The sequence below is a fragment of the Actinophytocola sp. genome (assembly GCF_009379765.1).
Lineage (GTDB): Bacteria > Actinomycetota > Actinomycetes > Mycobacteriales > Pseudonocardiaceae > Actinophytocola.
Genome location: NZ_WHTD01000008.1, coordinates 83,362 through 94,425 on the forward strand (window position 1 = coordinate 83,362; position 11,064 = coordinate 94,425).

General features: G+C 72.2%; 8 protein-coding genes and 2 pseudogenes. 1 reads left to right on the top strand and 9 read right to left on the bottom strand.

Annotation, left to right across the window (positions count from 1 at the left end; genetic code table 11):
• Window positions 1–15: 15 nt before the first annotated feature.
• From GEV28_RS04135 to GEV28_RS04165, 7 genes are all read right to left on the bottom strand, one after another.
• Window positions 16–1,269, bottom strand: coding sequence for an MmgE/PrpD family protein (locus GEV28_RS04135; RefSeq protein ID WP_291408728.1), 1,254 nt, complete (start codon window positions 1,267–1,269; stop codon window positions 16–18).
• On the bottom strand, window positions 1,248–2,642 hold the full coding sequence (locus GEV28_RS04140; protein WP_291408731.1) for an MmgE/PrpD family protein: 1,395 nt from the start codon (window positions 2,640–2,642) through the stop codon (window positions 1,248–1,250). Before GEV28_RS04140 ends, GEV28_RS04135 begins: the two co-directional genes overlap by 22 nt.
• Window positions 2,639–4,093, bottom strand: a complete 1,455-nt coding sequence (locus GEV28_RS04145) for an MmgE/PrpD family protein (RefSeq protein ID WP_291408733.1) — start codon at window positions 4,091–4,093, stop codon at window positions 2,639–2,641. Before GEV28_RS04145 ends, GEV28_RS04140 begins: the two co-directional genes overlap by 4 nt.
• Window positions 4,090–4,602 carry a hypothetical protein gene (locus tag GEV28_RS04150; RefSeq protein WP_291408735.1) on the bottom strand — a complete coding sequence of 171 codons (513 nt, stop codon included), beginning with the start codon at window positions 4,600–4,602 and terminating at the stop codon, window positions 4,090–4,092. Before GEV28_RS04150 ends, GEV28_RS04145 begins: the two co-directional genes overlap by 4 nt.
• Window positions 4,599–6,122: a tripartite tricarboxylate transporter permease gene (locus GEV28_RS04155; RefSeq protein WP_291408737.1), complete on the bottom strand. Its 1,524-nt coding sequence runs from the start codon at window positions 6,120–6,122 to the stop codon at window positions 4,599–4,601. The genes GEV28_RS04150 and GEV28_RS04155 overlap by 4 nt, the downstream gene beginning before the upstream one ends.
• 113 nt (window positions 6,123–6,235) lie before the next feature.
• Window positions 6,236–7,372 (bottom strand): hypothetical protein, encoded by a 1,137-nt coding sequence (locus GEV28_RS04160; RefSeq protein ID WP_291408740.1) that lies wholly within the window; start codon window positions 7,370–7,372, stop codon window positions 6,236–6,238.
• Window positions 7,373–7,380: 8 nt separating this feature from the next.
• Complete coding sequence (locus tag GEV28_RS04165) at window positions 7,381–8,769, bottom strand: MmgE/PrpD family protein (protein ID WP_291408742.1); 1,389 nt, start codon at window positions 8,767–8,769, stop codon at window positions 7,381–7,383.
• Between the two features lie 215 nt (window positions 8,770–8,984).
• On the opposite strand from GEV28_RS04165, the pseudogene GEV28_RS42125 reads away from it, so the two are divergent.
• Window positions 8,985–9,134, top strand: a pseudogene (locus GEV28_RS42125) (MerR family DNA-binding transcriptional regulator); the annotation flags it as partial.
• Between the two features lie 198 nt (window positions 9,135–9,332).
• On the opposite strand, the gene GEV28_RS04170 reads toward GEV28_RS42125, so the two are convergent.
• Both GEV28_RS04170 and GEV28_RS04175 read right to left on the bottom strand, forming a co-directional pair.
• Window positions 9,333–10,550, bottom strand: a complete 1,218-nt coding sequence (locus tag GEV28_RS04170; protein WP_291408744.1) for a CdaR family transcriptional regulator — start codon at window positions 10,548–10,550, stop codon at window positions 9,333–9,335.
• A 30-nt stretch (window positions 10,551–10,580) separates the two neighbouring features.
• Window positions 10,581–10,901 (bottom strand): annotated as a pseudogene (locus GEV28_RS04175) (hypothetical protein); the annotation flags it as partial.
• Window positions 10,902–11,064: the final 163 nt, after the last annotated feature.

Below are 11,064 nucleotides of genomic sequence, written 5' to 3' on the forward strand. Positions count from 1 at the left end.
CGCGCACCACCCCTCTCATCGCTTAACTGTACTGTATTGATCCATACAATCAATATAACCGTCGAGTGTGCCGTCGGACACGAGCTTGCTCGCGGCCCGCCACTTCGTGGCCAGCTCGCCGGCGTTCGCGGTCACCGGCAGCCCGGCGACCGCGACGCTCCGCGTTGCGCCGTCGGCGTACTCGGCGGTCACCGTCCCCGCCTCCGCGCCGCCCGGCGCCCAGCGCGGTGCCAGCGCTATCCGCACACGGTCCATGGCCTCGCGGACGGCCGGGTCGGCCACGCGCTCCGGCGTGAAGTCGGCGAGCCCGGGGCGGCCGGAGCGGAGCACGCACGCCAGCACGTATCGCAGGCTGTACCGCGCCTCGTCGGCGGTAACGGGCACGTCGAACCGAGTGCCCTCGGACGCGGCCGGCACACCGTCCACAGTGAACCGCCGGATCGTGCCGCGCGCGCCGAGCATCGTCGCCGCGCGGACCACCCGCTGGTGGTCGGCGTGGCCGGGCACGAGCTTCGCGCGGATCTCGGCCTCGAGCGGGACCGGCTGCTGGAGGTGGCGGTCCAGGTCCTCGAGGCCGGCCCGGCCGAGGCCGAAGAACGCCTCGCCGAACCCTTGGCGCGCCTCGAGGATGTCCGTGGCGCCCTGGTAGTCGCGGGCGGCGAGCCGGGCGGCGGTGAGGCCGTCCCGGGCCGCGGTGGCGGCGTGGGTGACCGCCGCGGTGGTGCCGTGGTTCGCGATGAGTCCGCCGGTCGAGGAGGCCGCGACGGCCAACGCGGCCACCACTTGGGCGCGGCCAAGTCCCAGCAGGACGGAGCACGCCGCGGTTGCCGCGATCGTGCCGAACACCGACGTGCCGGCGAAGCCGCGCTCGGCCTCGCGGTAGTTCCCGGCCCGCCACAGCGCGGCGGCCGCGTGGACGCCGACGCCGAACGCGTCGAGCAGCCGGTCCCGATCGCCGTGGTCGTGGTGGTCGTCCTCGGTCACGGCCAGCAGCGCGCCCCAGACCGGAGCGCCGGCCGCGCCGTAGCAGGCGGTGTCGTCCATCCCGGACGCGTGTGCGAGCGCGGCGGACCGCCAGGCCCCCCACGAGCCGCGGGGCGTCCCGAGCTCGTCGGCGAGACCGGTGACCGCGGCGCCGGACGGCGTGACCGCGCCGGCAACCGAGGCGCACAGGGTGTCGAGCCGGGACCGCGCGGCGACCTCCCGGCAGGCGTCGGGCAGTGGCCGGGCCGCGACCACGAAGTCGGCTAGGAGGCTTGTCGCTGCCACGCGTCACTCCCTTCCACGGTCGCGACCGCCGCGACGACGTCCTGTGTGGACCGCAGCGAGCGCCACGCCCGCTCCGCCCGGGCGACCCCGTCGGCGGGGAGGCTGCGGGCTGCGTTGTCGCGGAACTTCGCGGTCAGGTCCTCCTCGGGGAGCGGCACCTTCGGGCCACCCACCAGGTCCGACCGCGGGACGAACGCCTCGAGCACCCGGCCGTCGCGCAGCCGCACGGTGATCGGGTTGCCGCGGCGCTTGCTCGCCCCGCTCCCGGTCCACCGGGACACGACCTCGCCCCGCACCTTGTCCATCGCGCGCACGACCGTGGGATCGGCCCACCGCTCGTCGCGGAAGTCGTCCACTCCGAGCGAGCCATGGACCATGACCGCCGCCAGCGCGTAGCGGATGCTGAACTTCGCCTCGCAGCCGTCCGCGGGCGACGGGTACCGCAGCACCGGCGACGTCTCCGTCATCCCGTGCACGACCACCTCGTCGATCTCCTCGCCGGTGAGGTCGTGCGCCCGCGTCAGGTCCAGCAGCGCCGACACGGCGCTGTGGTTCGACCCGCAGCACGGGAACCGCTTGAGGAACAGTGTCCGCGCGGCCCGGAACGGGTTGCCGAGCCGCGCCACGAACGCCTCCGTGTCGAGCGCGCGGTGACCCACGAACGCCTCGAGGAAGCCGCCGCGCGCCTCGAACACCGTGTCGGAGCCGGTGCCGCCGCGGCGGGCGAGCAGCCCGGCCACGACCGCGTTCCGCGCGGCCTGGCCGGCGTGCAGCGGCTTCACCATCGTGCCCGTTGCCCGCCCGAGCCCGGCCGCGGCCGACGCCGCGATCGCCAGCGCCGCCGCGGTCTGCTCGGCCGAGAGCCCGAGCAGCCTGGCCACCCCGCAGGTCGTGCCCAGCACGCCGAAAACCGGGGTGGAGTGGAAGCACCGGTCGTACTGGTCGTAGCCGCCGCACAGGCCCGCGGCCACCTCGAACCCGACGCAGTGCGCGACCAGGACGTCCATTCCGGACACCCCGGACCCGAGGTGCTCGGCGACCGCAAGCAGCGCCGGCAGCAGCGGCGCGCTGGGGTGCCCGTACCCGCCCATGTCGTCGAAGTCGTCGCTGTGCGCGAACGTCCCGTTGGCGTACGCGGCGCTCGCCGCGTCCGTCCGGTACCCCGAGCCGAGCACCGAGCACCGTGCGGGCCCGCCCTGCTCGCGCACGTGGTCGTCGACGAGACGGCCGTGCGCGGACGTGCGGCCGGCGAGCAGCGCGCCGACGGTGTCGAAACAGGACCGTTCCACCGCGTCGAGGTCCGCGGCGGGAACGTCCCGGGTGGACACCACGAACTCGGCGATACCGCGCGCGAGGCTCATGCCGCCACTCACGCGGACGCCTCGGCGGTGCCGAACAGCCCGTCCTCGAGCCAGCCGCGCGCCCGGCCGCGGACCACCAGGGTGAGCAGCACCCGGATGTCGTCCACCTCGTCGAGCCGCTCGATCAGCTGCGCCGCGACCGCCCGGTCGTGCTTGGGCATCCCCGCGTGGTCCCAGCAGGTGTCGAACTTCTGCCGCAGCTCCGCGGTGGTCAGTGGCCGGTTCGGCGAGCCCGGCGCGTCGTCGACCCGGTGGCTGACGGTCCGCCCGTCGGCCAGCTCGACCCGCACCTCCACGAACCCGCGGCTGCCGGCGCTGCCGGAGCGGCCTTCCGGGTCGCCGGGGGAGCAGGCCGGATCCTCCACCGCGGACACCGTGTCCAGCAGGTTCTGGATCACCGGCCGGCGCACCGCCTCGTCGGTGAACGCGCCCAGGCCGAAGTCGCCGTCGTGGATGCCGACCGCGAGGACGTACTCCATGCTGAACTTGCCCTCGAGCCCGGTCGTCGGGCGGTGGCAGGGCAGCGGTCGCATCGAGCCCGGCGGGACGTGGGCCGCCACCGACACGACGCCCTGGCCGCCCAGGACGCCCTCGGTGCGCAGGTGTTCCAGCGCGTCGATCGCCCGGTGCAGCGCGTAGCAGCATGAGTACCGCTTGAACGTGATGCCCGGCGAGACGAGCGTGAACGGGTTGCCGAGCGACTCGAGGAGGTCCGACGCGTCGGACGCGTCCGAGCCGTAGACGTCGAAGTACGAGCCCGGACCGCTGATCGCGTGCTCCGCGCCGGTGAGCCCGCGCTCGGCCAGCACCGCCGCGGTGAGCCCGGCGGCGGCCGCCCAGCCGCTGTGCAGCGACTTGGTCATCGTGCCGAAGCCGACCCGCAGCCCGCTCGACATCGAGGTGGCGATGGCGAGCGCGTGCCGCGCGCGGACCCGGTCCAGGCCGAGGAGGTTCGCGACCGCGGCGGCCGCGCCGAACACGCCGATGGTGCCGGTGGAGTGCCAGCCCTTGTTGTAGTGCTCCATGCCGATCGCCTTGCCCAGCTTGGTCGCCACCTCGTGGCCGACCACGTAGGCGCGGAGCACGTCCGCGCCCCGGCGCGGCTCGTGGCCCGCGGTGGCGAGCAGTGCGGGCAGGACCACCGAGCTGGGGTGGCCGGGCATCAGCGAGACGGTGTCGTCGAAGTCCAGTGCGTGCGCGAGCGTGCCGTTGACGATCGCCGCGCGCTCGGGGCTCGTCAGCAGGTCCGTGCCGACCACGACCTGGCTGCCCGGTCCCGAGTCGCGCATCGCGGACAGGACGGGCGCGGCGAGCTCGCTGTGCCCGCCCGCGAACATCGCGGCGAGGGTGTCGAGCACGGCTCTCTTCGCCTGCCCCAGCACCTCGTCGGGGAACGTGGCGGCCACTGCGTCGGCTGTTGTGTCGGCGACGAACGCCGCCAGCCGCTCCTCGACATCGGTCATGCGAACAACCCCTGCGGTACGTAGAAGTCGAGTGTGTTGGTGACGAGGAAGAGGATCGCGGTCGCGGCGACCGTGCCGATGATCGAGAACAGCACGGACTGGCGGCCGGCGAAGCGCAGGACGCAGAACAGCCAGATCGGCATCCCGACGAACGCGCCGATGAGCACGATGACGAGCGCCAGCCCGACCATCCATCCGAGCCAGTAGGCCACGGACCTCAGGACAGCCAGATCGGTCGCCTCGTCGTCGTCCGCAGGCCCGGTGACCGGAGTGTCCGGCTCCACAGTGGACCCACCGGCGGCGGCCACCGGCGCGAGCCGCCGGCGGACCAGGGTGACGACGTCCTTGACGATGATCGCGACCGAGCAGATGACGCCGACGATCGAGACGAACGCGGGGAACCACATCGACGCCTCGTTGAACGTGAGCGCCTCGAGCCCCGCGTAGACCATGACCCCGAGCGTGAGGGCGGCCACCACGAGGCTCGTCCACACGGTGCCCGGCTTCACTTCGCGCTCCCGGTGGACTCGAGCACGCGTTCCCCGGCCGGCACCGGCACCGCCGGTGACCTCTTGCCGCGCGCCAGGCCCGCGAACAGCACCGCGATGATCGCGATCGCGATGGCGATCACGCCGGGCCGGGCCAGCCAGTCGAACTCGTAGCGGCCCATGGAGATCCACAGGTAACGTTCGGCGGGTGGGCCAAGCACGAAGCCGACCACGAACGCCGCCCGGGACCAGCCGGCCCGCAGGGCGAACCAGCCGAACGCGCCGATCATCAGCAGCATCGCGATGTCACCCCAGTCCCGGCCGTGCTGGTACACCGCGAGCACGACCGCGACGAGCAGGAACGGAACGAGCTTGCGGGCCGGGATGAGGCAGAGCTTCGCGACCGTGTTGCGCAGCGAGAAGCAGACCCCGGTGGCGAGGATGTTGGCCACCGCGAGGCTCCACACGATGGTCAGCACCACCGGCAGGTTCGCGTCGGACACCATCTCCGGCCCCGGCTGCAGGCCGACCAGCACCAGCCCGCCGAGCAGGACGGCGGTGGTGCCGCTGCCGGGGATGCCGAACATGATCGCGGGGATGAGCTGGCCGCCCTCCATCGCGTTGTTGGCCGCCTCCGGCGCGATCACGCCGCGGATGTCGCCCTTGCCGAACTTGTTGCGGACCCTGGCCATCCGGGCGGTGAGGCCGTAGACGATCCAGCTGACCGCGCTGCCGCCTACCCCCGGGATCGCGCCGAGCAGCGCGCCCATCCCGGAGCTGCGGACGATCAGCCCCGGCCGCTTCAGCGCCTCCTTCGCACCGTCGAACCGGCCGGTGGTGAGGTTGTCGGTGACCTGGCTGATGGGCTTGTTGCGCCGCAGCAGGTCGATGAACTCGGGCAGCGCGAACACCGCCATCGCGACCAGCGCGATGCTGAGCCCGTCGGTCAGGTACGGCCAGTCGAAGGTGTAGCGGTAGTCGGGGGAGGCGGGCGCCGCGCCGACCGTGCTCAGCAGCAGGCCGAACACGGCGGCGAGCAGGCCCTTGACCATCCGGCCTCGCGCCAGGATCGCCACCGTGCTGATACCGAGCAGGGTCAGCATGAACAGCTCGGGTGAGCCGAAGGAGAGGATCAGCGGGCGGAACACCGGCAGCACCGCGAACAGCACGGCCGCGCCGAACAGACCGCCGAGCATCGACGCGGTGAACGACGCGCCGAGTGCCAATGCGGCTTTTCCTTGCTTGGCAAGGGGATAGCCGTCCATCACCGTGGCGCCGGCACCGGCCGAGCCAGGCACGCCGACGAGCACCGCGGGGAACGTGTCCGAGGTGTGGTTCGCCGCCATGATGCCGATCATCAGCGCCATGGCCGAGCTCGGATCCATGCCGTAGACGAACGGCAGCAGCAGCGACATGCCGGCGACCCCGCCGAGGCCCGGTATCAGGCCGACGATCAGCCCGACCAGCACGCCAAGAGCGAGGTAGCCCAACCGTTCCAGGGTGAACAGGTCGGCCAGCGCCTGGAGAGCGATGTGGAGCATGGCGGTCCTTGTCCGTTTGGTTGTCCGTTGGCTTGTCCGTCAGGAGGGTGGCGGGCCGGCGGCGGGTGCGGCACCGCCGGCCCTGGCGTGCGTGCCTGGCGTCGGCCAGGCACTCAGAACTTGTAGTCCCAGCGATCGACCAGGTAGTCCTGCAACCAGTCGCGAGCCGCGGGGTCGGGCTTGGCCATGGCGGCGATGGCCGAGTCGAGGGCATCGCCGGTGAGCGGCTCGGCGCCCTGCAGCTCGTCGTCGAGCTTCTTGCGCGAGTCCGGGTCGGCGAGGAACTTGTCGATGCCTTCCTTGACCGCCTTGACCGCCTCGTCCGGGGTGTCGTCATGCAGCCACAACGCCTTGGACAGCGAGTCGCTGGAGGCGACCAGCATGTTGTAGGCCTCCCAGCCAGGACCGGACGCCGGCTCGTGGTAGATCGACTCGTAGAGCTCCGCCGGCGTCATCAGGTCGGGCAGCGTCTTCATCCGCTCGAGCTTGCCGTCCTGCACGAGGCCGGTGCTCATGATCGGCACGACCTCGCCCTTGTCCACCCGGGGCACGATGTCGCGCAGGTACGGCAGCACGCCGATCAGCGCCACGTTGGCCTCGTTGCGGTCGAACGCGATGTTGGCGTCGGCCGCGCCCTTGTACCCGAACAGCGGCTTGTAGTCGACCTTCAGCAGGTCCATCGCGAGGAGCTTGCGGAGGTCACCGCCGGACGGGGCCTGGCCGGCGAAGATCAGTGGCACCTTCGCGCCGCCGACGATCCCCTCCGGCTTGGTGATGCCGGTGTCCGAGCGGACATAGATGGCCGCGCCCGCCGGGACCCCGATCAGCGGGATCATGTCGGCGAACTCGTACTTCACCGCCGGGTCCTGGACCACATAGGACGAGTGGGTTCCCCCGGAGGAGACCAGGATCGTCGTCCCGTCGTGCGGTTCCCGCTCGGTGAAGTAGTTCGTGCCGGTGATGCCGCCCGCGCCGCCGCGGTTCTCCACGTACACGCTCGGGTTGCCCGGGAGGTACTGCTGCAGCAGCGGGGCGAGCAGCCGCGCGGTCGTGTCCGCGCCGCCGCCGGGGGCGAACGGCACGAGCAGCTTGATCTTCTTGCCTTCGTAGTAGGGCCCGTCCCCGGAGCTCTCGCCGCCGAAGTCCGCGCCGCATGCGCTGAGGGTGAACGCCACGATCGTCGCGAGGGCGACCAGCCGCCCTCGTCGGGTGCGCCCGCCGAGCCACCGAGCATCTTTGCCCTGTAACACGGTCACTCCTATCTGTCTCGGGGTTGGTCCGTGCTGCCACGGAGGATCCCTGCGAGCTCGTCCACATCGGACAGCTCGACGATGGTGGCGACCAGGTCGGCGACCCGGTCCTGGTCGGTGGCCGACAGCACGTCGCGGGTGCAGGAGGTGAACTTGCGCCGGATGTCGTCGTCGGTCAGCGCCGTCTCCGGCGTCCGGCCGCGCGGACGCTCCATCCGGGCCTGCCGGGTGGATCCGTCCGCGAGCGTGAGGTGGACCTCCGCGGCGAAGTGCTCCGGGCCGAGGCGGTCCGGGGGCAGCGGGTGCCCGTGCACCTTGTCCCGCGTCGCGACCACCGAGTCGGCGAGGATCGCGGTCGGGGTGAAGTCGTCGATGTGGACCTCCCCGTGCGCCACGGCGATCGCGACGGTGTGCTGAAGGCTGAACTTCGCCGCCAGCGGGCTGTCCGGCGCCGGCCGGTCGAGGTGGGCGAACCGGCGCGGGTGGATGTAGGCGTCGATCCGCTCGATCGTGTCGTCCGGGCGCAACGCGTCGTGCAGCGTGATGGCCGCGTCGACCGCGGCGTGGGTGCCGCCGCAACACGGGTGCAGCTTGATCGCGATGCCCGGGTCCACGAGGTCCCACGGCGCGCCGAGGTGGTCGGCGAACTCGGTCAGGTCGTAGCTGTCGGGTCCGTTGTAGACAGTGCAGAAGCCTTGCGTCTCCTCGAAGGCCCGTGGGTTGGTGGTCGCTCCGGCCGCGACGAGCTCCGCGCACATGACGCCGCTCTGCGCGGCCCGGCCGACCTGCATGGGCTTGGCCATGGTGCCGAAGCTCGACTTCAGGCCGGACGACATGGCCGTGGCCAGACTCAGCACGCCCGCGCACTGGTCCGCGTCGAGCCCGTAGATCTTGGCGACCGCGGCCGCCGCGCCGAACACGCCCAGCGTCGCGGTGGGATGCCAGCCCTTGTCGTAGTGGGTGAAGTTGACCCCGCGGGCGATCTTGGTGGTGACCTCGATGCCCGCACACAGCGCGAGCAGGAGGTCCTTGCCGGTCGCCTTGCGGGTCTCGGCCGCGGCGAGCGCGGCGGGCAGGACCGCGACGGTCGGGTGGCCGCCCTGGGTGTGGCTGACGTCGTAGAAGTCCAGCGCGTGGCCCAGCGTGGCGTTGACGAACGCGGCGAGCTCCGGAGTGCCGCGGCGGCCGAGACCGAGCAGGCTCGCGGGGCCGGTGCCGTCCTTTCCGGCATAAGTGTCCACAACGGACACGACGGGTTGGCCGAGCGCGGCGAGCGTGACGCCCCAGCAGTCGAGCATGCTGCGGGTGGCGGTCGCGCGGGCGACCTCTGGTACATCGTCGAGCGAGACATCGGCCAACCATCGGCCGAGGACGTGGGACACGGGCTCCGTTGCCACGGGCGCTCCCTCGGAAGGGTCGCCGGCTCCCCCGGTTGCCGGCGATACACGGTGACGACATTGATATTGACCACATTGATACTGTCGATGCACTTAATCATGTAGCGGGACATGCGTCAAGCGCGGCATCAACGTTCGGGCCAGAGTGCTACACAGGGTTGTTGCGCAAAGATCTATGATATATCATCCCGTGGGACGGCGAGGCCCTGGCGGCGGTGGCCGAGGAGCCTCCGCGGGTTCGCTCCGTCCTGCTGATCGGCGAGCTGGCCGCGCACCTGGGTGTGCGCCCGTCGACGCCGCGCGTGTGGGAGAAGGCCGGGCTACTGCCTGACCCCCGACGAGCCCCGGGAACGGGCTACCGCCACTACGGACCCACCGAACATCCGCGATGCCCGGATGATCGACATGCTCCGCCGGGGCCGCTACCCGTTGCCCCGCCATCGCAGCCCACGAGGGCGAGTAAGGGATATCTGAGGCCCGGTCGGCCGGCCGGGACGACCACGCTCCACTCCGGACTGTTGGACTCGCGGGTTCTGGGGGTTGGACTCGCGGGTTCTCGGGGGTCAGGACGGGTGGTATGGCGGGTCGGGCTTGCGGGTCCCGTGACCGTCGGGCAGATCCAGGGCCTTCAGCGCGTAAGACACGGTCAGCGTGCTCTCGAAGTCCTCCAGCGAGCGGCCCAGCAGGCTCTCCACCTTGGCCATCCGGTTGATCACCGTGTTGCGGTGGCAGTACAGCAGCTCGGCCGCGGCGGCGGGCGACCGGTTGGTGCGCAGCCACGCGGACAGGGTCGCGAGCAGCGCCTGGCGCTCGCCGTCGGGCAGCCGCAGCAGCGGGCCCAGCACCACGTCGACGAGCCGGTCGGCCAGGTCGGGGGAGCGCACGAGCAGCGCCGCGGGCAGCCGGTCGTCGAGCCGGGCGATCGCGGCGTCGCCGGCGGGCAGGGTGCGCAACGCGAGTACGGCCAGCTCGTGGGCGGTGCCGACCTCGCCGAGCCCGTGCGCCCGCGGGCTGACGCCGACCCGGTCGCGGATGGCGGCGTGCAGCACGTCCAGCAGCCGGTCCGGGTCGTGGGTGGCCAGCGCGACGAGGCCGACGGTCTGGCGCGCGTGCGGCTGCCAGATCGACCGGACGCCGTTGACCGCGAGGAGGTCCTCGGCCGTGGCGAGGCCGGGCCCGCCGTCCTGGGCGAGGTCGGTGACGATCACGAGGTACTCGCCGCCGGGCGGCAGGTCGAGCTCAGCGGCGGCCTCCGCGGCGAACGCGGTGTCCCGCGCGCGGCCGCGGAGCAGGTCGGTGAACATGGTCAGCCTGCGGTGCTCGTCGAGCCTGCGCAGCCGCAGCTCGGTGCGCCGGTACGCGCGCGCGACGGCCGAGGACGCCTCGTCGACGACGGTCCAGACGGCGGCCGCGACGTCGACCATGTCGTCCCAGCAGATCGTGCCGTCCTCCTTGGCCACCTGGGCGAGCGAGCGCCACACCACCCGGCCGCCGATGCGGAACGAGCGGAGCACCGCTTCCAACGGCGCGCGCCGCTCCGCCCTCCTGGTGCCGGTGACGACGGCGGCGTCGAGCGGGTCGACCCCGGCCGGGACGATGTCGCCGAGCATCTGGAGGACGCGCTCGATGTTGTCCCGGCAGGACCGGCGCAGCTCGTCGAGCGAGACGAGCTCGGCGTCGACGTAGCCCGCGTTCTCGTCGAGGATCTCGTCGACGAGGTCGTCGGTGAGCGCGTCGAGCCGCAGGATCACCTGCTGGGTCAGCCGCCGGGTGAGATCCATGCCTGTCCAACGACCGAGTGGCGCCACCCGTCACGCCCTGCGCAGAACCGCCCAGAGTCCCCAGCCCGCCTCGGCGGTGACCGCGTCCCACTCGCGCCCGTCCGCGTCCGCGAGCGCCCTGACCACGGTGTCGACGGGCACGTGGTGCGGCGCGTCCGCGCCGAGCGCGTTGGACCACACGACCACACCGCCGTCCGCGAGCACCCTGGTGACCTCGCCGGCGAACAGCGGCGCGTCCCCGATGACGACGGCCGTGGCGGAGCCCTCGGCGACCGGCAGCCGCGACGCGTCCGCGACCACCCGCCACCGCGCTCGCGCCCTGCGCAGCATCTCGGCGGTGAGGTCCAGGCAGACGACCTGCGGCCAGACGCCTTCGGGTGTAGTTCGTCTGGAGTGAGGCGTGCTGGTCTGTGACCTGTGGGTTTCCGGCCCTGATCATGAAGGAGGGCTCCTTCTCGCTACGTTCTCAGGTGCTTACGCCAAGGACGTGGTCAAAGAAGGAGCCCGGGTGCCA

Coding starts and splice junctions, on each gene's coding strand:
- GEV28_RS04145 (WP_291408733.1), bottom strand. CDS start 4,093: ATGACCGATGTCGAGGAGCGGCTGGCGGCGTTCGTCGCCGACACAACA.
- GEV28_RS04155 (WP_291408737.1), bottom strand. CDS start 6,122: ATGCTCCACATCGCTCTCCAGGCGCTGGCCGACCTGTTCACCCTGGAA.
- GEV28_RS04170 (WP_291408744.1), bottom strand. CDS start 10,550: ATGGATCTCACCCGGCGGCTGACCCAGCAGGTGATCCTGCGGCTCGAC.